We start from the raw sequence: 23,987 nt of genomic DNA, 5'->3' as shown, positions 1-23,987 counted from the left end.
TGCCCCAGTTAGGACGCATGCCCATCCTCACGGGGTTTGACCGGATCGCCCTCACTGATGTCGTCCGGCGGCGTGTTGATGATCCGGCTTTGCGGTGTCAGTCCCGTTACTTCCAGTTCCGTACCGAAATCCGTCAGGATCGAGACCGGCTGTATCCTGACGTGATTATCGTCATCCACCAGCGCCACGGTTGTCCGGTCCCTTCGGAACAGCAGGCAACTGGCCGGAATACGCACGGACGGGGGGGCCTGCGGCCCCGGCCCATGGAATGTAAAGATGACCTGCGCATAGGCCCCGGGTTTGAGAAGGTTGTCCGTATTGTCATGGACAAGCTGGACCAGCATGGTGCCCGACTGTGAATCAACGGCATCCGCTGAATGCAGGAGACGCGCCTCAAACTTGCGGTCACGATAATCCGGCACGGTGAACTGCGCCAGAAAACCGTCATGCATCCGCGCGGCATAGGCCTGTGGCACCCGCACGTACAACCGGAGCTGCCTTACATCCGATACCGTAAAAAGCGGCTGGCTGGCGGCGGTGCCCGCGACGATCAGCGCGCCAATATCCGTCGCGCGGCTGGTCACAACCCCGGGAAATGGCGCAATAATGCGCTTGAATCCGGAAAGTGTCTCGTACCGCTCGACATCCGCCGCCGCTTCGTGGCGGGCTGCCTCGCTGGCCGCGAAGTTGCCCCGGCGCTCGTCCGTTTCCTGCTGGGACACGGCATTCTGCGCAATGAGACGGTCCCACCGCCGTGATGTGATCCGCGCCAGATCACGCTGCGCGGTCCGTGTGCCCAGCGCCGCCTTTGCCGCGGCAAGCTGCAGATCCACATCGGGCGTATCAATTTCCGCCAGGGTCTGGCCTTCGTCCACCTTCTGCCCGATATCGACGTACCATCGCCGCAGGTAGCCACTGGTCCGGGCATAGACCGGCGCACTGTACCATGCCTGAAGGAAACCGGGCAGAACCAGCGTGTCAACGGCATGCCCACCCGGATGCACGATGGTAACGGCAGGAACCAAGGACGCGAGATTAACGGCATGAAGCCGATGGCGTGCATGGATGCGCACAATCGTTCCCACCAGAAGGATGATCCCGAAGATGCACAGCCCGCCAAGGAGTATCCACCCCAGTCGCGGTTTATGGGCCGCCTGTGGCAATATCTGCGTATCAGGCATGGGCGCGTGCTCCATCCGCCCCATGGCGCGCGCGCCAGTCATAAATCGTGGCGAATAACGTAGGCACGAAAAACAGCGAGGCACAGGTGGCGAATAACAGCCCCCCTATGACCGCCCGGCCCAATGGTGCGTTCTGCTCTCCCCCTTCCCCCAGCCCCAGCGCCATGGGCAGCATGCCGATGACCATGGCCAGCGCCGTCATGATGACGGGCCGCAGGCGGGTGCTGCCCGCCGTTATGGCCGCGCGCATCGTATCGCCATGTTCCGCCAGCTGTTCGCGGCAGAAGCTGATAACAAGGATGGAGTTCGCCGTGGCCACCCCCATGCACATGATCGCCCCGGTCAGCGCGGGAACGGAAAGGGGCGTGCGTGTCGCAAACAGCATCCAGCATATGCCCGCCAGCGCGCCCGGCAGGGCAAGGACGACAATGCAGGGATCGGTCCAGCTCTGGAAATTGATGACAATCAGCAGGTAGATCAGCACGATCGCCCCCATCAGGCCGAAACCCATGCCTGAAAAGGCAGTCGTCATGGCCTGATACTGGCCACGCAGCGTGACCGTGACCGTCTCCGGGCGGTCATGATCGAGACGCCGCAATGCACTTTGCACATCCTCCGCGATCGCGCCGAGATCACGGCCATCCCCCGCCGCGAACACATCGATCAGCGAACGGATGTTGTACTGCGCCTCGACCGGGGAAGTCGTGCCCCGCGTAATCGTGCCCAGCGCGCCCAGCGCGCCCAGCACCTGTAGCTGGGTTGTCGAAACGCCCGTAACCGGCAACCCGATGAGATCCGCCAGCGAACTGATCCGGTATTCGGGCATCTGCACCGCAATGGGATAGGTGACCATGCTGTGGGGATCGAGCCAGTACAGCGGCGCCGTCTGCACCGTGCCCGCAATTGAGGTCGCGATGCTGCTGGTCACATCCCCTTCCGTAAGGCCAAGCTGGTTGATGCGGGTGCGGTCCGCATCAAAACGCAGTTCCGGGTAATGTCCGGGCTGCTGGATGCGGGCATCGACCAGGCCGTCGATCGGGCGTATGGCGCGCAGTATCCGCTGGGCGAACTGGCGGGTCTCGTCCGGGTTGGGACCGGATACCTGAATGTCGATCGGCGCGGGCGCACCGAAATTCAGGATCTGGCTGGTAATGTCCGATGGCAGGAACGCAAACGTCGCTTCGGGGAAAAATCCGGGCAGTTCGGCACGGAGAACGCGAATGTAGTGTCCGGTGGGGCGATGGCCTTCCTTCAGCGCCACGATAATGTCGCCATCCTGCGGCCCGATCGTGCCGGAGGCGTTGTACGCCGTGTTGATGGCGCTGGTGGGCAGGCCGATATTATCGGCGATCGAGTCAAGTTCCGTTGGGGGAATGCGCTGGCGGATCCGCTTCTCGATACGCTGGAACAGGGCCGATGTTTCCTCGATGCGCATCCCCACCGGGCCGCGCACGTGCAGTGTCAGGGTTCCGGCATCGACCTGGGGGAAGAAATTGCGCCCCAGAAAAGGCAGCAGGCCCATGCTCAGCATGGCGAACCCGAAAAATCCGCCCACAAACCAGCCCCGATGGTCCAGCACGACGGCAAGCAGCGCGCCATAACCGGCACGAAGTGCTTCGAAACGCCGCTCGAACCCCTGCTGGAAATGTGTGAAGGGATTTCCACCCGTCTGGTTTTCCTGCCCATGCGGCCGCAACAGGAACATGGCCATGGTGGGGACCAGCGTGCGTGACAGGATAAAGGACATCACCATGGCGAACATGACCGAAAACGCCATGGGCACGAACAGGAAACCCGCGATGCCCGGCAGGTAGAACATCGGGACGAACACGATGCAGATGCATATGAGCGAGAGAAAAGCCGGAACGATGATCTCACCCGATCCGTCAATGATGGCGGCATGGACATCCTTGCCCATTTCCAGATGACGCTCGATATTCTCGATCGTGACCGTGGCCTCATCCACCAGGATGCCCACGGCCAGCGCAAGACCGCCCAAGGTCATGACATTCAGCGTTTCCCCCAGCGCGGAAAGCGCCGTAATTGCCCCCAGGACCGACAGGGGAATGGACGTGGCCACGATAAGCGTGGACCGCCACGAACCCAGGAACAGCAGGATCATGAGGCTGGTCAGGCCAGCCGCGATCGCGCCTTCGCGGACCACGCCGTTCACGGCGGCCTTCACGAACAGCGACTGGTCGTTGACGGGCTTGAGCCTGAGCTGCTTCGGCAATCCGCGCGTCGCATCGGGCATCATCGCCTTGATCCCCGCCACGATCGCGATGGTGGAGGTGGCGCCCGATTTCAGCACCGTCATCAGGGCGGAACGCTGCCCGTCCACATGGACCACATTCTGCTGGGGCGTTGAGCCATCACGCACATGGGCCACATCGCGCACGCGCACCACCGCGCCATTGACCGTTCGCACGGGCAGGCTGTTCAGCAGCTCCACGGAAAGCGGCGCATTGTTCAACCTGAAGTTATACTGGTACTCGCCAATCTTCACGAAGCCAGCCGGCGTGATCTGTGTCTGGCTTGTCAGCGCGTTGCCTACATCCTGCGCCGATACGCCGCGCGATTGCAGTTGCCCGGGGTCAAGGTCCATCTGGATCTGGCGCACCCGGCCGCCATAGGGATAGGGAATGGCGGCCCCCGGCACGGTAACCAGCCGGTTGCGGATGAAGTTGAAGCCATAATCATACAATTGCTGTTCGCTCAGGCCCGCGCCCGACAGCGCAAGCTGGACGATAGGCACCGTGGAGGCGCTGTAATTGAGGATCAGCGGGGGTGTGGTGCCAATGGGAAGCTGGCGGAGGATGGTCTGGGCGATGGCCGTAACCTGCGCATTAGCGATGCGGACATCGGTTCCCGGCTGGAAGAAGATTTTCGTAACCCCGATCCCCGTCAGCGACTGCCCCTCGATATGTTCGATATTGTTCACCGTCGTGGTCAGGACGCGCTGGAACGGAAGTTCGATGCGCCCCGACATGTCCTGCGGTGAAAGGTTGCTGTAGGTCCAGGCCACGGCAATGATGGGGATGCGGATTTCGGGAAAGATATCCTTCGGCGTCCGGATGGCGGACAGCACACCGATAAAAACGATCAGGATGGCCATCACCACGAATGTATAGGGCCGCGCGAGTGCGAGACGGACAATCGCATTCATGCCGTGGCGCAACCCCGGCAGGTTTGGGCGGCACCCGCCAGTACAGCCGAAGTATCGGACCTGCCTGAAACCCGTGGAATGCGCAGCATCTTCATGATCGTGGTCCCCGAGCCGGTTCCCGCCATATCCGGTCGCCAGCCTGATCTGGTCTCAACGCATCAACGGGGCGATCGGCTGATCGGGGAAGATGAAAAACAGGCCTCGAAAACATGCGCGGGCCATGTCAGGGGGAGACGCCCCGTGACGCTGGTACATGATGGGATCGGGAAGACAGGCTGTCGCCTACGGCGAAATTTGTTCGGGTAAAGCTGTCCAGACTGCCTAGCGCCAGTAATATTGTCAGCCAGAACAGGCCGCCCAGTGCAAATATCGCGGCCAGAGGCGGTGCCTGCGCAATCCGCATGAAGCCGAATACAATAATCAGCCCCATAAGGACCGCGCCTGCGCAGATGCCGGGGGTGAAACCGATTTTTGCCATGATCAGCTCTTCCCCAAAAAGCAGCATGAGCAGAACCCAGCACGCCACGATACGCGCCATCACGCCCGCCCGATCAGGTAGAGGACCGGGAAAAGCAGGATCCAGACAAGATCGACAAAACTCCAGTACAGTCCCACCACATCCACCGCCATGTCGGAAGCACGCTGGCCCATCCGTGCCCGGGTCCGGTAGCAGACCCACACGATCAGCCCGATACCGACCAGCATATGCAGCCCATGCAATGCGGTGGACAGGAAATAAAAACTGTAGAACAGTTGCGCACCGCCCGCATCCGGCCCGGAAATGGAAAAGTCCGCACCGGGAAACAGGTGTTCCGTAAACTCAAGACGCCATTCCCGGCTTTTGAGCACAAGGAACACCACCCCCAGTCCCGCCGCCCCCAGCCCGGCGGGAATGATGCGGCGGTCCTTTCCCTGCCGGGCCGCCTCCACCGCAAGGGTATAAACGGCGCTGCTGGTTATCAGTAACAGTGTATTTATACAGCCGATCGTCAGGCTGGTATGCCGCACCCCGAGAGCCCATCCCGCCGCATGCGTGTGCGAATAGACCAGAACGATCAGGAACAGCCCGCCAAACAGCAGGACTTCACTGGCCAGAAACAGCCACATGCCGGCCACTGCCGTTTCGTCACGGTGCAGGGGCGTATCATAGGGCGCGAGGTGATCAGCCATGCGCTTCCTCCTGCCGCGCGGCGTCATGCGCCTGATCCAGTGCGGCGTAATCATAGGCCTCATGGGTCATGACGGGGGGATGGATGAAGTTTTCCGTCGGCGGCGGGGAGGATGTGCGCCATTCCAGCCCTGTCGCCTGCCATGGGTTGTCACTTGCGCGCGCGCCACGAAACAGCGACCACGTAAAATAGACCAGCGGCAGGATATAGGCGAGGGCAAGGATACTGGCCCCGGCGGAAGACAGCACATTAAGCACCTGGAACTGCGCGGGATAGGTCGCGTAGCGTCGCGGCATTCCTTCATAACCAAGCAGGAACTGCGGAAAGAATGTCAGGTTGAAGCCAAAGAACAGAAGCGCCGCCGCCGTCCGCCCCCACATTTCGGGGTAAATGCGTCCCGTTATTTTGGGCCACCAGTAATGCAGCCCGGCAAAATAGGCGGACACCATTCCCCCCACCATGATGTAATGGAAATGGGCCACCACGAAATATGTCTGTGTCAGATGCACGTCACTGGCCAGGGAAGCAAGGAACAGCCCGGTCAGTCCCCCCACCGTAAACAGCCCGATAAAGCCCATGGCGTACAGCATGGGCGCATCAAGCCGGATGGCGCCGCCATGCATGGTGCCCAGCCAGTTGAAGACCTTGATGGCCGAAGGAACGGAGACAAGGAAACTCAGCATGGAAAATACAACGGCGGCGTAAAGTGATGTCCCGGCCACGAACATATGGTGCCCCCAGACCAGAAAGCCGATGGCCGCAATGGAAATGGACGACCACGCCACGAACCTGTATCCGAAAACCGGCTTGTGGCAGAAAGTGCTGACCACCTCGCTGATCACCCCCATGCCCGGCAGGATCATGATGTAAACTGCCGGGTGGGAGTAGAACCAGAACAGGTGCTGAAACAGCAGCGGATCCCCCCCCAGGGCAGGATCGAACACGCCGACACGAAAAAAGTACTCAAACGCCAGAAGCAGCAACGTAATGCTGAGTACCGGGGTTGCCAGCACGAAAATGACACTGGTGGCATACAGCGCCCAGAGCATGAGCGGCAGGCGATACCACGTCATGCCCGGCGCACGTAGCTGGTGGATGCTTATGATGAAGTTGACCCCGGTGGCGATGGACGAAAAGCCGCTCAGGAAGACACCCGCCACGACCGGCAGCACCCGACCCTGCGTATAATCGGTGGAAAGCGGCGTATAGAATGTCCACCCGGTTTCCAGCCCCCCACGGAACAGCCCGTACACCACCAGCATCCCGGCCATGACGAACAGGTACCAACTGATCAGGTTAAGCCGCGGAAAGGCCAGGTCACGTGCCCCCAGCATCAGGGGAACGAGGAAATTGCCCAGCGTGACGGGAATGGAGGGCACGAGAAACAGCCAGACCATGACAACGCCGTGCAGGGTGAACATGCGGCTGTAGGTCTCGTCCGACACGATCGCGCCCGTCGGCATGATCAGGTGCAGCCGGATCAGGGCCGCCCCCATGCTGCCAATGGCGAAGAACACGGTGATGGAGGCCATGTACAGCAGCGCGATCCGTTTATGGTCGGTTGTCAGCAGCCATGACCGCAGGGTGCCGTCCTGCCACAGGTAACTGCGTTCACTGCCGGGCTGGGGGGCCATGACGGTCACTTCCCTTCACGCGGGGTCTGGGCCACGGCCTGCGCGCCCGATGGAACGGATGGCGATAATGTCTGGATATAGGCAACCAGCGCCGTCAGTTCGTCCTCCCCCAGCACGCCGCGAAACGACGGCATTTCAGTGGTGTAGGTTCCCGCAGGCGCGCGGCCTGCGCGTGCATGGAGGATGGCGTCATGCAGGAAGGCGCCATCCACCCGCACGGGCCGCCCATCGGGGCCGGGCACCACGGCGCCGTACAGCCCCACCATGGACGGCGCGCGGGCAGTCTCCTGCGCATCGGGCGCGTAACGCCCCGATACGTGGCAGCCGCTACATCCGTTACGGATGAACAGGGCTTCCCCCGTCGTGGCCAGGCTTCCGCTGGCGGGCGTATGGTCCAGCCAGTCGGCGTAGTCGGTGCTGTTCAGGACTTCCAGCGTGCCGGTCATGCGCGAATGCCCGATGCCGCAGAACTGCGTGCAGTAAAAACGAAACGATCCCGTCCGGGTGGCGATGAACCACAGGCTCTGGTACCGCCCCGGCAGGACGTCATGCTTGATCCGCAGGACGGGTATCGAGAAATCATGGATGACATCTTCCGATGTCAGCAAAAGCTGTACGGCCCGGCCTAGCGGAACATGCAGGGCATTGATCTCACGCTGGCCGCCCGGATACTGGACCTTCCACATCCACTGCTTGCCCGTTACATAAATCTGGATCGCGCCCGTGGGCGGCTGGAACCCCACCACGTACAGACGCGCCGCCCATATGAACAGGGCGAAGAAAATCACCAGTGTCGCCGTGGTCCAGCCAATCTCCAAACGCCAGCTTTTATGGGCCGCCACCTCATGCGCGACGGGCATCCGGCTCCCCACCCGAAAACGGATGATATTGAGAAACATCAACCCGAACACCAGCCCCAGCACCGCCAGACTGATCAGCAGCAGCCCCGCCAGCAGGACATCAACCCGCACGGCATGCGATGATGCTTCGGGAAGCCAGCTCATCGGCGGCCCCGCCCATGGGCCATGGCCAGTACCGATCCCAGCATCAGCACGGTCAGCACGGCCCCGATCCGTAGCAGCTTTTCAACCGCCAGCGTGTAACGTCCCGTCGTTTCATCATAGTGAAAGCACAGCAGCAGGATGGGCGACGCCGTAACACGCTCGCCACGCGCCGCATGGGCCACGGCCTGCCGTACATCGCCCGGTTGGTAGCCGATACCCAGGACATAACCGGAAACCATGCCCGCCGGGGTAACAAATACCAGCCCCATGGGATGAACGTACTGTCGAAGCCCGGGGTCGTAGCGCGCATGAAACCCCACCGCGCGTGACAGGCGCTGGATACTGGCGGAATCCCCGGTCAGGAAATGCCACCCCTGTTCCGCCGCCGTTACGGGAAAATGCGCCAGATCGTCCTCACGGGCCTGACGCGCCATGGCGGGCGTTTCCGATGGGTCGATACTGACCACCACCAGAGTATAGTCGGACGGGGTTTTCAGCCCGCTGCGCGCCAGCGCATGCAGCAGGTCGGTGCGCTCCAGTTCACACATATTGGGGCAGGCATAATAACCCATGGACACGATGGCGGGCCTGCCACCAAGGAAGTTACCCAGCGGCCGGACCTGACCGGTCGCATCGGCAAACCGGGCGTCGAGCGGCAATAGCGCCCCCTGATGCGGCGTAAAAGCCAGCGCCGTCATCGCGTCATCCGCCGCGCCGGGCACGGGCCATGACAGGGCGGCCAGACATGCCAGCAGGGCCCATTTCACACCCGTTGCGCGGCGCGGCATGGTCATGGCCCGGTCCCTCCCTCCACGGGCCAGCCCTTGATGCCTTCACGCACGATCTGTCGCATGGCCTGTTCGATGGGGATGTGGCCCATGCCACGGGCTGGGTCGGTCCAGCCAAAACCGTTCAGCACGGCCATTTCGCGTGCATGGAACGCCACCATGTCCGCCACCGGATCGGATTGCAGTGCCGGTTCCGCAATCACCGGGAATGGCGGCTTGAGCAGGCGGTCGAGCGATTTTTGCGGAAACAGCATGTCGGCCACGATCACCAGCCCCCCCACGGCAAGGCCGATGAACACGCCCCCGCCAATGACCGCGCGCAGCGAAATGTCGCGGGTTTCATGATGGGTCGGTTCCACCTCCGGCGGTCCATGCGGCTCAGACACGGGCATCTCCCGGCTGCATGGGGCACGACGATACCGCCCGCTCCCGGCCCCTGTGCCACAAAACCAGCAAGGCACTCCCGCCGCCAAGGAACGCGAGCGATAGCGGCACACCCCATAATGGCACGGGTGGTGTCCATGTCGGCAGGACCAGCCAGAGGTTACGGACAATTTCCATACTGACCAGCAACCCCGCCACCAGCACGACAACACGCCGCCGGGCCTGTAGGGGGGGCAGCAGCAGCAGGACGAAAGGCAGGAGGAAATGCAGCCCGGCAATGGCGATCGCCACCGCACCCCACCCGCCCCGCAGGCGGGGCGCGTACCACGCGGCCTCCACCGGCAGGTTGGACTGCCACACAATCAGGAACTGCATGAAATCCAGATAGGCCCACAGGACCGTCAGCCCCAGCAGCAGGCGCGCCAGGTCACGCAGTTCCGCAGCATTCGCCCGTATTCCTTCAAACAGGACCGCCATTGCAAAGGCCAGCAACACCGCCCCGGCGGAAGCGATCAGGCCATAGGCGCTGGAACTGAAATGGGGATCAAGCGATTCCGTCAGGTCTATCGCGGCGAAGCCGAAGGTAAAGGCCAGCACGATCAGCCCGCCCGGCGCGACCCGCCCCAGATCGCGCCCCCGCAGGCAGAAGACCCCTAGGCAGCCCCATGCAAGCACGTAGATGACCACCCGCCCGAGCGCGAAAGGCCCATTGAGGTAGAAACCATTCGTAATCCGCGCCTGCCCATCGGGACGGATCCATGGATAGAGATACCCCGCCCCCCACAGCACCCCCACCAGCGCGGGAATACCCAGCGGCAATGTGGCCACCCCGGCACGCAGGCCCGGCCGCAGGAGTTCGCCCCACCGGCCGCCACTGAGCGCATGCGCCAGAAGGAGCGCCATGCTGCCCAGTGGCCACCCGATCCACGCGGCACAGACCGCCAGCCATGCGGGAAAAACCGCATGGGGCGCGCGGATCGCAACCGCCACGGTCACCACCAGCGCAAGCACGGACACAACGAGCACGCCATGCCATGCGCGGTTCATGGCGCGCGCGCCAGTTGTTCGGGCGTCATGTCGGCGCGGGTGGCGTGCTGGCTGCGCCCAAGGGCGTAAAGATAGGCCACGATGGCCCAGCGGTCGTCCGATCCGATCCGTTGGGCAAAGCCGTACATGATCCCCTGCCCTGATGTGATGACATCATGCAGGTGCATCGGCCCACCCGTTTGCCCACCAGCCGCCATCAGGGGCAGTGGCGCGGGAAAACCGCGCTGCACCACCATGCCGTCACCATTTCCCGTTTCCGCATGGCAGGGCGCGCAGAAGGCGTGATACTCGTCCCGGCCACGCTGTAGCAGGCCCATCGTAAGCCGGGGGACAGGATGCGGTGCGTCATGGTATTCCACCGTGCCCGGCACAGGCTCCGCCGGTGCGCTGTCGGCGCTGGCGTAAGGATTTTCCTTGTGCTGTTTCGACATGTCGTCACACCCGGTGGCCAGCAGCAGAAGCGCAAAGGACACAAAGCGGGCGGGCCGTGCGGGTTTCATGGCCCGACCTCCTCAATCACGAGCGGATCGTGGCGGACAAGCGCTTCACGCACCCCCGCGCTGTCCGCCGATCGCACCACAAGGACATACCCCCCGGTCATGACGCCCCGCATGGCCATGCTTTCATCCACGGGGTCATACAGGTGCGGCAGGCGCGCCATGACGAAGTAGCCGATCATCCCCGCCAGCACCGCACCCAGCACCGCGAGCTCGAAAGTCGCCGGGATGTAGGATGGCCATGAGAAATCGGGCCTGCCGCCAATATCGAGCGGATAGCCGATGGTCGTGGCATAGACCTGCATGCCAAAGCCCCCCATGCCCCCAACCAGCGCGCCCCCCAGCATCAGCAGCGGCACGATGGAGCCCGAAGCGGTATCGGGCGGTTGCGTGGCGCTATAGGTTTCGACCGCGCGGTCCGGGTCGCGCCGCAGTTCGGTAGCGGCGGCGTGCAGGGCCGCTTCGGTGGTGAAGGCGGCGATAATCAGGGCCTGTCCCCCAGCATGGCCCGCATCTCGGCCATGGCCAGCATGGGGATGAAGCGTACAAGCAGCAGGAACGTGGTCAGGAACAGGCCAATCGTGCCACCCAGCAGGCTCCATTCCCACAGGGTAGGCGTATATTGCCCCCAGGCGGAGGGAAGCTGCGTGCGCGCAAGGCTGGTCACGATAATCTGGAAGCGTTCCAGCCACATGCCAATGATCACGCCCAGACAGACCAGCCACACGACCGGCTGGTTCAGTCGCACCGAACGCCACCACAACACCTGTGGAAAGACGATGTTCAGCATGATGGTGCCCCAGTAAACGGGCGCGTACAGGCCATGGAGCCGGAAGGCGAACATGATCCGGTCCGCCTGATCCGGACCATAGAATGTCGAAAAGACATCCATGACATAGGCATAGGCCACGCACAGGCTGGCCGTCAGCAGCAGCCGCCCCAGCACGTCAATATGCCAGTTGGTGATATAGGGGTGCAGCCCCATGCCCCGGCGCAGCGGAATGACCGCCAGCAGCACGACGGCAAAGCCGGACAGCGCCGCCCCGAATACGAAGAATGGCGGGAACTGGGTGGAATGCCACCCCGTTGTCGCGCCCCCCGCGAAATCCATACCGACAATGCTGTGGACCGACACCACCAGCGGCGCCATAAGGGCGGCCATCACGCCATAGACCGGCTGGTAATGCCGCCATTGCAGGCCGGAGCCCCGAAACCCCAGCGCCAGCACGCCATAGAACAGTTGCTGCCACGGGCGCTGCGCCCGGTCTCGCAACGTTGCCAGATCAGGCAGCAGGCCGAAATACCAGAACATGACGGAACATGAGACATAGGCAAGGATCGCGAAAAAATCCCATACCAGCGGACTGCGGAACTGTGCCCACAGCCCCATGGTGTTGGGATAGGGAAACAGCCAGTAGAAAAACTGTGGCCGCCCCAGGTGCAGGATCGGGAATATGGCCGCGCACAGGGCGGCGCAGAGTGTCAGGCTCTCGGCCAGCCGGTTGAGTGACGTACGCCACGGCGCGCGCAGCATGAAGAACAGGGCGGAAATAAACGTACCGCCAGAGGCGATCGCGATCCACCAGACGTAATTGAGGATATCGAACCCCCACGCCACGGGCCAGTCGATGCCCCATATCCCCAGCCCGGCATAAAACAGCCACGCCACCGACACCGCGCCCCCCGCCAGCAGCGCCAGCGCAATCCCCAGGCACAGCCACCACCACAGGGGTGTCCATCGCCCCCCATCCGGGCGCAGGGTCGTCGCACATATCCGCTCCGTCAGGGTGCGGGGTGTCTCATCGGGATGGATGAGACCCTCACCTTCCCGTGCCGCGGCCGCGCCGCGCGTCATGACCCGATATCCGGGTTGCGGTTACGGATGCGTCCTTCATACGTCACGCGCGGGTGCGTACCCTGTTCGGGTAGTGCGGCGTAGCTCAGCGGGCCGGCCTTGCGGCGCGTGACCTCCGCCATGGGATCGTTGATGTCGCCAAAGCTTATGGCCTGCGTGGGACAGGCCGCCTGACACGCGGTCACGACGCGCTCCGGCACGCCATCACGATCCGAAACGATGCGCGCCTGCGCGATGCGCTGCACGCAGAACGTGCATTTTTCCATCACCCCGCGCGTGCGGACGGATACATCGGGATTACGGCTGATGGCCGGACGGCTTTCTTGCTGCGCGAACGCGAAGTAGTTGAACCGCCTGACCTTGTAGGGGCAGTTGTTGGAACAGAATTTGGTTCCGATGCACCGGTTATAGACCATCACATTCAGGCCTTCGGAATCATGCGTCGTCGCCCCCACCGGACAGACGGTCTCGCACGGGGCCTGCTCGCAATGCATGCATAACATCGGCTGGAAGAACGTGTCGGGTGCGTCGGGCGTTCCTTCGTAGGTACGGTCAATCCGCAGCCAGTGCATTTCACGCTGGCGCAGCACCTCGTCACGTCCGACCACCGGAATATTGTTTTCCACCTGGCATGCCGCAACACATGCATTGCAGCCGATGCAGGCATTGAGGTCGATGCTCATCCCCCACGCGACGGGCGCGTCGGGGGGCCTGCGATACAGCGTCTCCTCCCCTTCCCCACCATCCTTGAGGAAGGTTGGATTGTCCCTGAACTGCTCCAGTGTACCGTGACGTGCAACGTCCGAAGGCCCGGCATCAATCATCGTGGCGTGGTGTTCGGTGCAGGCGACGGGACTGGCCTGGCCCGTCGCCGCCTCGATCCGAAGGGAACCCGATGCCTCACGCAATGGATACAGATCGGTGCCGACATGATTGCCCGTCTCCCCCGCATGGCTGCGGCCCCACCCGAGAAAGCCCACCACGCACCCCGCCGCCTGCCCCGGCTGTATCCAGACCGGAAGCTGCCTGCAGGTTTCCCCCCGCGAGAGTGTCACCACGTCTCCATTACGCAACTTCATGTCACGGGCGAGATCGGGGGGGATCAGTAGCGGGTTGTCCCATACCACCTTGCTCAACGGGCGCGGCAGTTCCTGCAGCCACGGATTGTTGGCGCCCCGCCCGTCCCACAAATAGGGATCGGGCCGGAGCAGCAGGACAGGCTGCGCGGGCTGGCGCGGGTAGGATGCGGGCGACGCCACGCGGACAGCGCCACGTTGCAGGGCCGCATCCACCCGCCGGGACGCCGTTTGCGCGACAACGCCGGACGCCAGTGCGTCGTGCCAGTCGCGCGGAGAGGACAGGCGGTCACGCCATGTCGCGCGCACCAGATCGGCGGCGGGGCGTAATGGCTGCCCCAGACAGGCCTGCAGGGCGCCGAGCACGTGCATCCCGCCATACAGGGGCATGGCCTGCGGCTGGATGAGGGCGACCGTGCCATCATGCCCACGGGCATCGCCCCAGTCCTCCATTCCATGCGCCAGCGGTACGTGCCAGTGGGTCGTGACCGCCGTTTCATGCGGGCGGTCCGCAAGGGTGATACTGGTCGGCACATGGCGCAGGGCGGCGGCAAAGCGCGGAACCTGATAGACGGGATTGACGTCGAGGATCACGAGCGCGTCCACCGCGCCGCGCTCCATGTCTTCCATCAATGCTGATAGCGTGCCCGGCGGCGCGACGGGCTGATATTCGGGCGGCTCAAACACATCAAAGACCCGGCCTCGTCCGCCCAGGGCTTCGTTCATGGCCTGCACCATGGCATGGACTTCGGGCGGATGATGGGGGCCGAGATGGACCAGCGCCCGCCCATGGCTGGCGCGCAGGTCCGCCACCACGGGACCAAGCCAGTCCGGGCCGCCCGAGGGCGCTTCATTTTGCAGGATCCGTGCGGATAGCCGGCCGATCACCTCATTCAGCACGGCGGGAGACGCGATGAACCGATGATCCGCCGCGACGCCGGTCAGTGATGGCGTGGGCTCCACTGCATACAGGCGGTTCATGACACCACGCGCGGGATTGCGGCGCGCGGCAAATGACCGGGCGTGGGCAAGATGCCCCGGCGCGCTGTCCAGCAGGTCACTGTCCAGCGCCAGCACCACATCCGCCTGTGCCAGATCCGCAATAACCGAAACCGGCTGGCCATAGGCAAGGCGGAGGCCCTGCCTGACGCGCTCCCGTCCGATCGCATCCCACTGGTGCCACAGTGCGCCCGGGCTGGCCGCCAGAAGCTGCTCGATCACCCGGCCCAGCGTGGGAGAGGTCACCGTACCTGTCAGGATACGCAACCCGGCGCCTGAAGCCGTTCCATCGGGTCGTTGGGACATGACGGCTGAACGCATCTTCTGCATTGCGCCCGCCACATCCTGCCATGACGTGGGCATGCCCTGATGTAACGGGCCGCTTGCGCGGTCGGGATCATAAAAATCATGAATCAGGGCCTGCGCCATGGCGTCCGTGCCGCCCAGGCTGGCGGGATGCGCGGGGTTCCCCTCGATCTTGATGGGGCGGCCCATCTGGTGGGTCACGAGAATGCCTTCGGCATATCCCTCACGCACATGCGCCGTGGCATAGATATTGGGCACACCGGGCACCACGCCTTGCGCAGCCTTTACGGCTGAGACGAACCCCCGATCCGGCGTGCCGGGATCGCAGCCCGCGACCCCGCCACTCGCCACTGCCAGCGCCAGCAGCCTGAGTACGCGCCGCCGGTCCAGCGTATGTGACAGGGCCGTTTCAAGCGGAGGAAAATGCCGGGCCAGTTCGCTGTCGGGCAGGCTGGCCAGCCTGCGGACCGCATCCCGCCCCGCAGGCCAGCCTAGCGGTGGCATATCGCGCATTCCGTCAGGTTACGTCCGCCTACATGATATTGCGCCACCAGTGCCGCCGGCATGGGCGTGGAGCGGTCACGGCGCCAGTCGGTATCAAATATATTTTCTGCCGGGCGCAGTTGCGGCCCCGGGTCGCGATGGCAGTCGAGGCAGAACTGCATCGTCAGCGTCCGGGCCTTATAGGTCAGGGGCATGGTAGCGACATTGCCATGGCAACTTTCGCATCCCACGCCCTTGGCGACATGAATGCCATGGTTGAAATAAACATAGTCGGGAACATTGGTAACGCGCGGCCAGACCAGCGGCGTATTATGGAGGAAACTGTCGCGAACGCGCGCCAGCACCCCGGCATTCGTCCATATCTGGGAATGGCATGTCATGCAGGTAAAGGTTGGGGGCATGCTGGCCTGCGCACTCTGTTCCACACTGCTGTGACAGAACCGGCAATCCAGCCCCAGACCCGCGACATGATGCTGGTGACTGAATGGAACCGGCTGTTCGACCACCCACCCCACATGCCGGGCATAATCGGTATACGGCCAGGCGAACCACCACAGGCATCCACCTATGACCATGCTGGCGCACCCGAGCATGCACGTAACCATGATGACATTGGCGCGGGGCGTGAACAGCGCTGCCATCTATCTGTATTCCGTTTTTATATTACGTTTATGACCGGAGATACCGCATATCATTGGCCCGCCACGAACAGCATCAAGGCGGTTCGCGGACTTTCCATGGGGCAGAACGCCCCGCCCCCGGAAAACGATCCCTTCACAACGCAGTGAATATAGCCGCTCGGCTTCGCTTGCGCATGGTCAGGGATTACATGCATCACACCGCTGGTTTCTTGGTCGAAACCTTTATTCCGCCATGGCGAAACTTACGGGATGCGGGTGGCGTTCAGGAACCAAAATCCCGCAATAAGGAATACGGCCATGAGCAATAATTTCCATTCGAACGGCGAGCCGCCGCCCCTGGCGGATAAAAGCCTCAAGCCCCCGTTCGCCACGCCAACGGAACGAAAACATGCCCTGTTGACAACAATGATGGTCATTCTTTTTCTTGGGGGCATAGCTATCGGATGCCTTTTTTCTCCACACATCCCGCTGCCCAAGTTTTAGATGATTTTTTAAAGTATAAAATCCATATTTTTATTTGTATTAAATAATACCAATGGCAAGTTCCCCGATCAGCGTTTTTACGGGTTCCAATGTGCTGACCTGGAAACAGGTTTCGTTACAATCAAGCCCCCAGCTTCTGCTTGATCCGGGAGTATGTGCTTTCAGCCTGCTCCGCACCCAGACTCTATTTGAATATAATAGTTCCGATAAAAACCAACAGAAGTTTTGGGATGCCGCCTTTCCCCAAACAGGCGGCATTTTCATGCGCCGAATCCGGGGGACAGTGGTCGCCGTAGCCTTTGGCACAGCGCCCCTCCATCCCCGCCGGATCACAGCCGACCGTAAAGCCCGTTAGGCATCCATCGCGGGCTCAAGCTGAAGCTGCGACACATTGGCGGACGGCTCTTCGTCCTGATACGCAGTGCCGGGTTGCACCATCATATCTGTCGCGCCTGACGCCTTCCCCCCAAGCTGGAAAGAAGCCAGCAGGGCGTTCAACTGTTCGGCCTCCTCGGCCAGGCTCCGGCCTGCGGCGGAAGTCTGCTCGACCATGGCGGCGTTCTGCTGCGTATTGTGGTCAATGGCGCTGACCGCCGAATTGACGTCCTGCAACGCGGCGGCCTGCTCCTGCGAGGCTTCCACGATCACGGATATATGCTCGTTGATTTCCCCCACATCGCTGATGATCGTCTTGAGGGCATTGCTGGTTTCCCCCACCAGGGTAACGCCGGAGCGGACCTCGCCCCGCGATTTCGCGATCAGCGCCTTGATTTCCTTGGCGGCGTCGGCGGAGCGCTGCGCCAGGACCCGGACCTCGGCGGCGATGACGGCGAAGCCCCGGCCCGCGTCACCGGCGCGGGCGGCTTCCACACCGGCGTTCAGCGCCAGAATGTTCGTCTGGAAGGCCACCTCGTCCATCACATCGGTAATGCTGCCGATCGAACCGGAAGACTGTTCGATCGCCCCCATGCTGACGATGGTCTTGTGAACGATGGCTTCCGACTGTTCGATACTGGCGCGGGAACGGGCCACCAGCGCGCCGACATCCTCGGCGCGCTGCGCGGTGGAGCGGACGGTGGCCGTAATCTGGTCCAGCGCCGCGGCGGATTTTTCAACCGAAGCCGCCTGTTGCAGCGTGCGGCGGGAAAGATCGTCGGCAGCACAACTGATTTCCCGGATCGCCCCTTCGATCGACCCCGTCACCTGCGCCACGGACTGCAATGACTGCCGCAGCGTGCCGACCGCATTGTTGAAGTCGGCCCGTAGCGGCTGGTAGGCTTCGGGCAGTTCCCCCCTGACTTCACAGGTCAGATCCTTGCTGGCAACGCGGGCCATGGTCTTGCCGAAGCTCTCGCAGACAAGCTTCTGTTCCTGTTCGATCGCGCTGGCCTGACCCGCCAGTTTGGCTTTCTCCGCCTCGTCGATATAGACGGAAATGGCAAGGTCCATATCCAGCATCACCGCTTTGGTCAGGCTGCCCAGCGCCTCCCCGAAGTCTGCGGCATTCATGGCTCCTTCAGAGAACAGGCGGCGTTTAGGAAAGTTTTCCTTAACCGCCGCCTTGATGAGATGATCGAGGATTATGGCGTAGCCACCGATATACCATCTGGGCTCAAGGCCGATCCGCGCATGCACCATGCCGATCTTGCGCACCTGGGCGGCGTAATCTTTATTGAAATTACCATCGGAAATATTTCCCCAATGACCTTCCTGCGCCGTCTTTGCGTGATCAATATGTTTCTCTGATGAGAAAAACTTCCTAGTTTCTGGAGTTTTCCTTACCTGCTGATAGAATTTATCAAGCGCAACAGGCAGTTCCCGCCGCACCAGCGCCTTGAGCGAACGAAGCGCCGCGCAGTTCTGCGGGGTCATCTGCATGAATTCCAGACGTTCGCTGACGGCCTGGATTTCAGCCTTCACTCTGTCAGCTTCGGCTATTTTGCGTAGCGTTTTGGGCATGGGGCACTCCGGAGAGGTCTATTTCGGGATTTTCCTTATCATACAATCGTGATATCTGTTAATGCAACCTTCTCAATAACATCTCCGGGTATGGTAATAAATAGTGTCGTCGGGAATCCAGGAACGGGCAGGTTACCGGCATGCCCGAATTATCGGACAAAGCCCCACGAATACCAGTTGCCACCGCCCAATACCGCAGGGGCCTGACACACCCCTCACCTTTACCGCCCCACGGACGCAAAAAAACGGAGACGACGGCGTTTCATTAACGGTTCGATATTAGATTGGTTACGCGGGCAGTCCCCACGCCAGACGGAAGTTAACGTGACATCCCGGCTAGGGTAACGTAGAGCAGATCAGACCATCCCCATGCGGGATACCGCTCAACCGTCTCGGCTTCTCATGTATAAAATCAGGTGACCAGTTTCCATGGAAAATTCGCGCCGACAATAAAATTACACTAAACATTCCCATCATTGAACCCGGAATAAATATTACCTGTTTTTCGAGGATTATGTGTTACACTCCCTTACATCCCGCATCATTGCCGTTGGATCCATAGTCAGTATCAGTCTGGTTTTTCTTTCGGGGCTCCTGCTCTCCGCGTCCCATAATATGACCGCCAGTTTCGAGTGGAATTCCCGCAAGCAGAAAATCACCGAAATCATGTCGGAAACGCTTTCGGATTTACACGAAGCGCAATCCGAAGAGCGCGGCTACCTTCTGACAAAGGATGCCTCGTTTGCTGAAAATTTTGATGGTCTCGTCACCGCGATTGCCTCCAGGGAAAAACTCCTTGAACAACTGGTCAGGGACAACCCGTTGCAGTACGAGCGCTCCGTGGCCCTGCAGGCGGCGGTATCCCAACGGATCCTGACCATAAAAAAACTGATAACCCTGGCGCGGGAGGGACGTTTTGATGAAGCCCGGACCGAAGTCCTGACGGGGCGCGACCGTGTTGACATGGGTCTGCTGGTTCAGAAGATTAATGAAATACAGGAAACCGAGCATGAATTACTGCTGGAGCGGATCGCGACCCTGAAAGACCACGCCGCATGGAACAAGCAACTGGTCATTGGCGGAACCCTTGTCATTATCCTTCTGGTCAGTGGTCTGCTGCTTCTTGTCACGCGTGGCATCCGCAACCCCATACGGATGATCCAGCAGGCCATGTCGGATTTCGGAAACGGAGATCTCAAGGTACGGGTAAATGGCCGTATGGGCTGCACCGAATTTGATATGCTTGCGCATGGTTACAATACCATGGCGGATCGGCTGGAAGACGCGGTAGAGGCCCAGGAAGCCAGTGACCGGAAACTTGTCGCGGCCAATGCGGAATTGACGCACAACAGTAATGTGCTGAAAATTCGGGGCCAGTCCCTGGAATTACTGGGGGAGATGGCGCATCGCCTGCAGGCCGCGCGCACGGAACAGGAGCTTTCCGCCATTGTTTGTGCATTTGTCCCCCGCGTCATACCCGGTATAGATGGTGCGCTTTACGCACATAATAATTCACGTAATCTGTTGCTGCGTATTGCCCATTGGGGGAATGTTTCAGATGAACTTGAAAGCCTTACGCCAGATTCCTGCTGGGCGCTGAGACTGGGGCAGAGCCACTCCGTTTCACCACAGGGCAATGACATCATGTGCGCCCATGTGAAACATGACGTGACGGCTTACCATTGCGAACCATTACTTGCGAGTGGCGAGGTTGTCGGTCTTTTTTACCTTCAGGGCACTGTCGCGGAAGAAAATCGTTTCCTTCTCTCCGCGCTTATCGAGAATATAGCGTCGGCGCTTGTCAACCAGAAGCTGCAGAAGGATCTGCGGGAGCAGACAATCCGCGATCCTCTTACTGGTCTGTACAATCGCAGATACATGGAGGAAATGCTCAGTTTCGAAATCGCGCGTTCCCGCAGGGAAAATACGGCCTTTGGCGTCATCATAGGTGACATCGATCACTTCAAGAAAGTAAATGATGATTTCGGGCATGATGCGGGTGATGTCGTCCTGTGCAGCGTTGCGGCGGAAATACAGAACTCCTTCCGCAGCAATGACATCGTATGTCGGCTTGGTGGCGAGGAATTCCTTATTATCAGCGCCGTAGATTCACTTGATACGCTTGTCATGCATACAGAACGGCTGCGCACGGCCCTGGCGGCGCTCGAACTCCATCACGACGGAAAGAAACTGCGCAAGATAACCATGTCCTTCGGTATCGCCCTATGGCGGAAAACCACATTCACGAATGGCGCCGCCATTATCAAGGCCGCCGATGAGGCGCTCTATCGCGCCAAAAGCGAAGGTCGAGACCGGATTGTTGTTGCTACGTAGCGCGACACATTCATTGCGTGACACGTTCTGCCACCATGAATAATCATTCTCCGAAATAAACAGGCAACGAGGTGCCTGTTTGGCTTTGTTGCAATAAAGGCGGTATTGGGGTTCAGAAAATACCGCCTTTTTTGAAAACAGGCGGCACCCAAAAACTTTTGTTACTTATTAACAAGTTATTTCAAAGAACTCCTGAGGGCATGCACAAATGCAGGTGCAGATATGTATGCCGATATCCGATACTTTTTCAGACACATGGCGTTATGTCACAGGAGATGAGAGAGGAGGCGGCCATGGCCCTGTCGCGCGCGGAACCGGTCCTGACCCACCCGGACAAGCTCTTCTGGCCGGGCGTGACGAAAGGTGATCTTGCCGCCTACTGGCGCGCGATGGCATCGGTTGCCTTGCCGGGCCTTGCTGCCCGTCCACTGGCGATCCTGCGCTGCCCCGATGGGGTGGAAGGCCCACGCTTTTTTCAGAAACACGCCCGTTCAGTGCTTCCGGCAGCGATCCGCTCGGGCACCCTGCTTGGCCAGCCCTATCTCGTGATTGACGATGCCCGTGGCCTGCTGGCCATGACGCAGATCGCAGCCCTGGAATTACACGGCTGGCAGGCAACAGAGCAGGATCCGGAACATCCAGATCGGCTGGTATTCGATCTTGACCCCGGTGAAGACCTGCCTTTCGTGAGTGTTGTCGAAGCAGCACATATCGTGCGCGATCATCTGGCGCATGCTGGTCTCACCTCATTCTGTCGTACGACGGGTGGCCATGGTCTGCATGTCGTCGTACCCCTCTCCCGCAAGGCGGGATGGGCGCGTGTGCGGGATTTCGCGCATGAAACCAGCATCGCGCTTGTGCAAGCACACCCGGCACTTTTCGTCGCAACGCCACGCAAGCAAGCTCGTCATGCCCATATCTTTATCGACTGGCTGCGTAATGGCCCTGGAGCCACCGCGATTGCGTCATATTCCCCTCGCGCCCGACCCGGCGCCACGGTTGCAACACCGCTTGCATGGAAAGAAGTGAATCCCACGCTTGACCCGGATATCTGGACACTACGTAGCGTGCCGGGGCGGGTAGCGACGCAGCCTGACCCCTGGGCCGACTATGGGGATATCGTGCAGGATGTATCCTGAGTGCGGGCAAAAGAAACCGTGCAAGAGATATAAGACAGCATAAAGTATTCATTCTAATACGGCTGATTTGCAAATTTACTCCCTTATTGCCGAACCAGTCATGCACGTTGTCCGCTCGCCATAAGCCGCTTCAGCAACCCGACATTTACGTTTCCATCTGTTTGGGATATAGTATTTTTTATCGGTTTGGCGTCTTATTTCGTGTAAGTGCGACCTCTCATGGTTCTCGTGGTGCTGCGCGTTCAGCATGTATCCTACCAATATTATGAAAAATAGAAGAAAATAGAACATATACATGCAGAATACAGAAACATCGCCCCAACGCCGCTCCCCCCTTGATTACATGCGAGAAAAAATGGTGCAGGCGGACAGCCTGTTCAGAAATGGCCTTTCCACCGCCACAGGCGAGTCAGACATTATCGATCTTGCGAAAAAAATGCTCGCCCTGTGCGATGAAGTCGGTCAGGAATTACACAGAATATGTCCAGTCCAGCCACTGGCCTGTCATAGCGGATGTGATACATGCTGCCGCAACCTTATCCAGACCAATCCGGTTTTTGCCGCTCTTGGACTGGCGGAGGCACGCCGGACTTTTGATAAGAACCAGTTCGACGCCCTTCAGGACAGGCTCGTTTCCCAGACCCTTTTCTGTCCATTCCTGTTTGATGGAAAGTGTTCGATCTATCACAGTCGCCCCATGGTATGCAGGGGATATTACAGCTTTGATGTAGAGTTATGTAAACAGGGGGACTATTCTGAAAAAAATATGGGCTATCAAGGCGATGGAGCCCATGCCGCGCATCAGTACATGATCTTCCTGTTTGTTCTGGAAAAACGCATTGAAAGTATTGAACAGGAACTTGGCCTGGATCCCGGTCCCATCTTTTTGCATGATGCTGCACGTGTACTTCTGGAATCGCCTGAGACACTTGATTTATGGCAGTCTGGCAAACGTGGGCTCTTTGCAGGCCCGGATACAGGGGATCAATAATAATGTATCCTGATTTAAACAAAGAACATATTGTTAGTTTCTTGAAGTAATTAATATGTTCTCCCTTATGCGGCGCTTTTGGGTAGATATGGATTTGCAGCGTAAACTGTTTCATGCCTTTCATACACCCGAAACCGATGTTACAATATTCACTGTTGGTTTGTATGAGCCAGACATGGCCATGCAATTCAGGTAGGCGACCAGGGGCATTGCGTAATATCAGCCCCCGGATTTGAAAGCCGGAGACATCACAACAGGAGACGCACGATGAGTCGCATCTTATTGGCAGTTACTACCTGTATTGCCCTGTTGCCCCTGACTGCCCACGCGCAACCTTTCCCTATGGACGACGATCAGGAACAACCCTCCGCCATACCCGGCGGACCGCCCCCTCCCACTGGCATGTATGGTCTGGGCGCTCCCCCGATCATGTCCAATGGTTACGGAATGCCATTTCCTTACATGTATAACCCTTATGTTCCCTATGGTCAGGAAGATATGGACAGTCGATATTCCAGCCCCTACCCTTCTCAGCCATATGGGCCAGGTAGTCAGACCATTGTCGATGGGAAACCCGGTTTTCCCCAAAACGGATCCCGTCCGCCATGGGGTAGTCGGGTAACGGTTGATGGAAAGTAAAAAATCCTGACATTGAAATGATCGCGATAGATTTCAAATAATATTATATGATGGACTTTGCGCCACGTCGCAACAGGCCATAACCACACGATCGGTTCCGGCAACTTCCATATCCGTGTCCCGGGTCATGATCACGCGGATTTCTCAACAATCACGGTGCGACTGGAAGATCATACGCTCAATCATGCGGC

Annotated in this window: 19 protein-coding genes; 4 read left to right on the top strand and 15 right to left on the bottom strand. The window is 60.2% G+C overall.

Annotation, left to right across the window (positions count from 1 at the left end; translation table 11 throughout):
- Window positions 1-8: 8 nt before the first annotated feature.
- The 14 genes from LDL28_RS13855 to LDL28_RS13790 all read right to left on the bottom strand — a co-directional run bounded on the left by LDL28_RS13855 (window position 9) and on the right by LDL28_RS13790 (window position 16,251).
- Window positions 9-1,181, bottom strand: a complete 1,173-nt coding sequence (locus LDL28_RS13855; protein WP_233059082.1) for an efflux RND transporter periplasmic adaptor subunit — start codon at window positions 1,179-1,181, stop codon at window positions 9-11.
- Complete coding sequence (locus LDL28_RS13850; RefSeq protein WP_233059081.1) at window positions 1,174-4,347, bottom strand: efflux RND transporter permease subunit; 3,174 nt, start codon at window positions 4,345-4,347, stop codon at window positions 1,174-1,176. The genes LDL28_RS13855 and LDL28_RS13850 overlap by 8 nt, the downstream gene beginning before the upstream one ends.
- A gap of 223 nt (window positions 4,348-4,570) precedes the next feature.
- Window positions 4,571-4,885, bottom strand: coding sequence for a hypothetical protein (locus tag LDL28_RS13845; RefSeq protein WP_233059314.1), 315 nt, complete (start codon window positions 4,883-4,885; stop codon window positions 4,571-4,573).
- Window positions 4,885-5,517 (bottom strand): cytochrome c oxidase subunit 3, encoded by a 633-nt coding sequence (locus tag LDL28_RS13840; protein ID WP_233059080.1) that lies wholly within the window; start codon window positions 5,515-5,517, stop codon window positions 4,885-4,887. The genes LDL28_RS13845 and LDL28_RS13840 overlap by 1 nt, the downstream gene beginning before the upstream one ends.
- Window positions 5,510-7,150 (bottom strand): cbb3-type cytochrome c oxidase subunit I, encoded by a 1,641-nt coding sequence (locus LDL28_RS13835; RefSeq protein WP_233059079.1) that lies wholly within the window; start codon window positions 7,148-7,150, stop codon window positions 5,510-5,512. Before LDL28_RS13835 ends, LDL28_RS13840 begins: the two co-directional genes overlap by 8 nt.
- Window positions 7,151-7,155: 5 nt before the next feature.
- Window positions 7,156-8,154 carry a cytochrome c oxidase subunit II gene (gene coxB, locus LDL28_RS13830; RefSeq protein ID WP_233059078.1) on the bottom strand — a complete coding sequence of 333 codons (999 nt, stop codon included), beginning with the start codon at window positions 8,152-8,154 and terminating at the stop codon, window positions 7,156-7,158.
- Window positions 8,151-8,948 (bottom strand): SCO family protein, encoded by a 798-nt coding sequence (locus LDL28_RS13825; RefSeq protein ID WP_233059077.1) that lies wholly within the window; start codon window positions 8,946-8,948, stop codon window positions 8,151-8,153. Before LDL28_RS13825 ends, coxB begins: the two co-directional genes overlap by 4 nt.
- Complete coding sequence (locus tag LDL28_RS13820) at window positions 8,945-9,328, bottom strand: hypothetical protein (RefSeq protein WP_233059076.1); 384 nt, start codon at window positions 9,326-9,328, stop codon at window positions 8,945-8,947. Before LDL28_RS13820 ends, LDL28_RS13825 begins: the two co-directional genes overlap by 4 nt.
- The gene (locus LDL28_RS13815) at window positions 9,321-10,373 is read right to left on the bottom strand and encodes a hypothetical protein (RefSeq protein WP_233059075.1); all 1,053 of its coding nucleotides are present in this window, start codon (window positions 10,371-10,373) and stop codon (window positions 9,321-9,323) included. The genes LDL28_RS13820 and LDL28_RS13815 overlap by 8 nt, the downstream gene beginning before the upstream one ends.
- Entirely contained in the window at window positions 10,370-10,873 is a 504-nt protein-coding gene (locus LDL28_RS13810) for a cytochrome c (RefSeq protein WP_233059074.1), read from the bottom strand. Before LDL28_RS13810 ends, LDL28_RS13815 begins: the two co-directional genes overlap by 4 nt.
- Window positions 10,870-11,472, bottom strand: a complete 603-nt coding sequence (locus LDL28_RS13805; protein ID WP_233059073.1) for a DUF3341 domain-containing protein — start codon at window positions 11,470-11,472, stop codon at window positions 10,870-10,872. The genes LDL28_RS13810 and LDL28_RS13805 overlap by 4 nt, the downstream gene beginning before the upstream one ends.
- Window positions 11,355-12,725: an NrfD/PsrC family molybdoenzyme membrane anchor subunit gene (gene nrfD, locus LDL28_RS13800; protein ID WP_233059072.1), complete on the bottom strand. Its 1,371-nt coding sequence runs from the start codon at window positions 12,723-12,725 to the stop codon at window positions 11,355-11,357. The genes LDL28_RS13805 and nrfD overlap by 118 nt, the downstream gene beginning before the upstream one ends.
- A complete protein-coding gene (locus LDL28_RS13795) occupies window positions 12,722-15,610 on the bottom strand; it encodes a 4Fe-4S dicluster domain-containing protein (RefSeq protein WP_233059071.1) in 2,889 nt (962 codons plus the stop codon). Before LDL28_RS13795 ends, nrfD begins: the two co-directional genes overlap by 4 nt.
- Window positions 15,598-16,251 carry a cytochrome c3 family protein gene (locus LDL28_RS13790; protein WP_233059070.1) on the bottom strand — a complete coding sequence of 218 codons (654 nt, stop codon included), beginning with the start codon at window positions 16,249-16,251 and terminating at the stop codon, window positions 15,598-15,600. The genes LDL28_RS13795 and LDL28_RS13790 overlap by 13 nt, the downstream gene beginning before the upstream one ends.
- Window positions 16,252-16,548: 297 nt before the next feature.
- Between LDL28_RS13790 and LDL28_RS13785 the strand changes: the two genes are divergently transcribed.
- Window positions 16,549-16,734: a hypothetical protein gene (locus LDL28_RS13785; RefSeq protein WP_233059069.1), complete on the top strand. Its 186-nt coding sequence runs from the start codon at window positions 16,549-16,551 to the stop codon at window positions 16,732-16,734.
- A 351-nt stretch (window positions 16,735-17,085) separates the two neighbouring features.
- Here LDL28_RS13785 and LDL28_RS15680 read toward each other — a convergent pair whose 3' ends face one another.
- Window positions 17,086-18,693: a methyl-accepting chemotaxis protein gene (locus LDL28_RS15680; protein ID WP_305069309.1), complete on the bottom strand. Its 1,608-nt coding sequence runs from the start codon at window positions 18,691-18,693 to the stop codon at window positions 17,086-17,088.
- A 615-nt stretch (window positions 18,694-19,308) separates the two neighbouring features.
- Here LDL28_RS15680 and LDL28_RS13770 point away from each other — a divergent pair.
- The 3 genes from LDL28_RS13770 (at window position 19,309) to LDL28_RS13760 (ending at window position 23,157) form a co-directional block, all read left to right on the top strand.
- Window positions 19,309-21,027 carry a diguanylate cyclase gene (locus LDL28_RS13770; RefSeq protein WP_233059068.1) on the top strand — a complete coding sequence of 573 codons (1,719 nt, stop codon included), beginning with the start codon at window positions 19,309-19,311 and terminating at the stop codon, window positions 21,025-21,027.
- A 293-nt stretch (window positions 21,028-21,320) separates the two neighbouring features.
- The gene (ligD, locus tag LDL28_RS13765) at window positions 21,321-22,166 is read left to right on the top strand and encodes a non-homologous end-joining DNA ligase (protein ID WP_233059067.1); all 846 of its coding nucleotides are present in this window, start codon (window positions 21,321-21,323) and stop codon (window positions 22,164-22,166) included.
- A gap of 295 nt (window positions 22,167-22,461) precedes the next feature.
- Window positions 22,462-23,157: a YkgJ family cysteine cluster protein gene (locus LDL28_RS13760; RefSeq protein ID WP_233059066.1), complete on the top strand. Its 696-nt coding sequence runs from the start codon at window positions 22,462-22,464 to the stop codon at window positions 23,155-23,157.
- The last annotated feature ends 830 nt before the right edge of the window (window positions 23,158-23,987 follow it).

This window comes from Komagataeibacter sp. FNDCR2 (genome assembly GCF_021295395.1).
In the GTDB taxonomy this organism is placed as follows: Bacteria; Pseudomonadota; Alphaproteobacteria; order Acetobacterales; family Acetobacteraceae; genus Komagataeibacter.
Note: the sequence above shows the minus strand (reverse complement) of the source record. Positions and strands in the feature narration are given on the sequence as shown.

Coding starts and splice junctions, on each gene's coding strand:
- LDL28_RS13855 (WP_233059082.1), bottom strand. CDS start 1,181: ATGCCTGATACGCAGATATTGCCACAGGCGGCCCATAAACCGCGACTG.
- LDL28_RS13850 (WP_233059081.1), bottom strand. CDS start 4,347: ATGAATGCGATTGTCCGTCTCGCACTCGCGCGGCCCTATACATTCGTG.
- LDL28_RS13845 (WP_233059314.1), bottom strand. CDS start 4,885: ATGGCGCGTATCGTGGCGTGCTGGGTTCTGCTCATGCTGCTTTTTGGG.
- LDL28_RS13840 (WP_233059080.1), bottom strand. CDS start 5,517: ATGGCTGATCACCTCGCGCCCTATGATACGCCCCTGCACCGTGACGAA.
- LDL28_RS13835 (WP_233059079.1), bottom strand. CDS start 7,150: ATGGCCCCCCAGCCCGGCAGTGAACGCAGTTACCTGTGGCAGGACGGC.
- coxB (WP_233059078.1), bottom strand. CDS start 8,154: ATGAGCTGGCTTCCCGAAGCATCATCGCATGCCGTGCGGGTTGATGTC.
- LDL28_RS13825 (WP_233059077.1), bottom strand. CDS start 8,948: ATGACCATGCCGCGCCGCGCAACGGGTGTGAAATGGGCCCTGCTGGCA.
- LDL28_RS13815 (WP_233059075.1), bottom strand. CDS start 10,373: ATGAACCGCGCATGGCATGGCGTGCTCGTTGTGTCCGTGCTTGCGCTG.
- LDL28_RS13810 (WP_233059074.1), bottom strand. CDS start 10,873: ATGAAACCCGCACGGCCCGCCCGCTTTGTGTCCTTTGCGCTTCTGCTG.
- LDL28_RS13805 (WP_233059073.1), bottom strand. CDS start 11,472: ATGGAGCCTGCTGGGTGGCACGATTGGCCTGTTCCTGACCACGTTCCT.
- nrfD (WP_233059072.1), bottom strand. CDS start 12,725: ATGACGCGCGGCGCGGCCGCGGCACGGGAAGGTGAGGGTCTCATCCAT.
- LDL28_RS13795 (WP_233059071.1), bottom strand. CDS start 15,610: ATGCCACCGCTAGGCTGGCCTGCGGGGCGGGATGCGGTCCGCAGGCTG.
- LDL28_RS13790 (WP_233059070.1), bottom strand. CDS start 16,251: ATGGCAGCGCTGTTCACGCCCCGCGCCAATGTCATCATGGTTACGTGC.
- LDL28_RS13785 (WP_233059069.1), top strand. CDS start 16,549: ATGAGCAATAATTTCCATTCGAACGGCGAGCCGCCGCCCCTGGCGGAT.
- LDL28_RS15680 (WP_305069309.1), bottom strand. CDS start 18,693: ATGCCCAAAACGCTACGCAAAATAGCCGAAGCTGACAGAGTGAAGGCT.
- LDL28_RS13770 (WP_233059068.1), top strand. CDS start 19,309: ATGACCGCCAGTTTCGAGTGGAATTCCCGCAAGCAGAAAATCACCGAA.
- ligD (WP_233059067.1), top strand. CDS start 21,321: ATGGCCCTGTCGCGCGCGGAACCGGTCCTGACCCACCCGGACAAGCTC.
- LDL28_RS13760 (WP_233059066.1), top strand. CDS start 22,462: ATGCAGAATACAGAAACATCGCCCCAACGCCGCTCCCCCCTTGATTAC.